This window comes from Frankia tisae, from assembly GCF_025403405.1.
In the GTDB taxonomy this organism is placed as follows: Bacteria; Actinomycetota; Actinomycetes; order Frankiales; family Frankiaceae; genus Frankia; species Frankia tisai.
Genome location: NZ_JANEZT010000711.1, coordinates 1 through 1,158 on the forward strand (window position 1 = coordinate 1; position 1,158 = coordinate 1,158).

Genomic DNA, 1,158 nt, shown 5'->3' on the forward strand with positions numbered 1-1,158 from the left:
GCCCGGCTGTGCCGAGCACCGCTGCTGCTGGACGGTCGAGGTCGAGAGACGCCGCCGACGCTGCGACGGCGATCCCGGGGGCAGGGTGGGTGCCGGCGGCCACTGCGGGCATCGCCGCCATCACCGGGGCGACGCCGGCGACCAGGGTGACGCCGAGGCCGAGCTCGATCAGCCTGCGCATCGCACGTGGCAGGACCAGGCGGGCCAGCGCGGCGCTGAGCCGCCCGACGGCGCCGGGGACGGCGGCGGCCACGCCGAGCAGGACGCCAAGGCACAGCCAGAGCAGGCACAGCCAGGCCACCGCGCCGACGACAGTGACGAGGGCCTGCTCGGGCGCCGCGGTGAACCAGTCCGGCACGTCGCCGACGCTGCCCGGCAGGTCCGCCAGCCGGGGGCCGAAGACGATCAATATGATCGCCGTGCCCACGGCTCCGGCTGCGCCGGCGAACAGCGCCAGCGTCCGCCGAGCCGCTCCCGCGATCATCGTCGCTGCTCCTGTCTGCCGGATGTCGTCGAACGACTTCGTTTGCCTATGTTTGGTTGTGTAAACCTCTGGAGCCGCACTGTCAATCCCGCTTGCGTCGTGCGTGAGGATTCGAGCCGTCCGGCGTGCAGCGGAACGTACCCGTACGGGAGGAGAACCGATGCGTTGGGAGGACCTGTTCGCGGACCTCGAGCTGCAGTGGGAGGCGAACGAGGCCGCCGAGCTTGCCGCCGAGCTTGCCGACCGCAGCCGCCGGGAGGCCGCCTACCTGCGGCTGATCGACCGCCTGCGGCCGGTCGTGGGCCACCCGGCGCGCTGCCGGGTGCTGGGCGGGCAGCGGGCCCCGGAGACGTTGCACGGCACGCTGTCCGCGCTGGGGGTGGACTGGTTCCTGCTCGCGGAGCCCGGCGCGACGGAGGTGCTGGTGCCGATGCGATCGCTGCTCGCGGTCGAGAACCTGCCCGTCGTCTCCGCTCAGCCGGGTCACGAGGGGCCGCTGGCCGCGAAACTGGACCTGCGCTATGTGCTGCGCGGACTCGTGCGCGACCGTTCTGCGTGCACGCTGCTGCTCGTGGACGGAACAAGCCTGCACGGGATGCCGGTGCGGGTGGGGGCGGACTTCCTCGAGGTCGCCGAGCACGCGGTGGGCGAGTTCGCCCGCCGGGGGCGGGTCC

The 1,158-nt window shown here is 73.1% G+C and carries 1 protein-coding gene and 1 pseudogene; one reads left to right on the plus strand and one right to left on the minus strand.

Going from position 1 to position 1,158, the window contains the following annotated elements; all coding sequences use genetic code 11:
• Window positions 1-484: pseudogene (locus tag NBZ85_RS31260) on the minus strand (LysM peptidoglycan-binding domain-containing protein); the annotation flags it as partial.
• 160 nt (window positions 485-644) lie between these two features.
• Between NBZ85_RS31260 and NBZ85_RS31265 the strand changes: the two are divergent.
• Window positions 645-1,158, plus strand: a 514-nt coding sequence (locus NBZ85_RS31265) for a hypothetical protein (RefSeq protein WP_261563440.1), incomplete at its 3' end; no start/stop codon positions are given.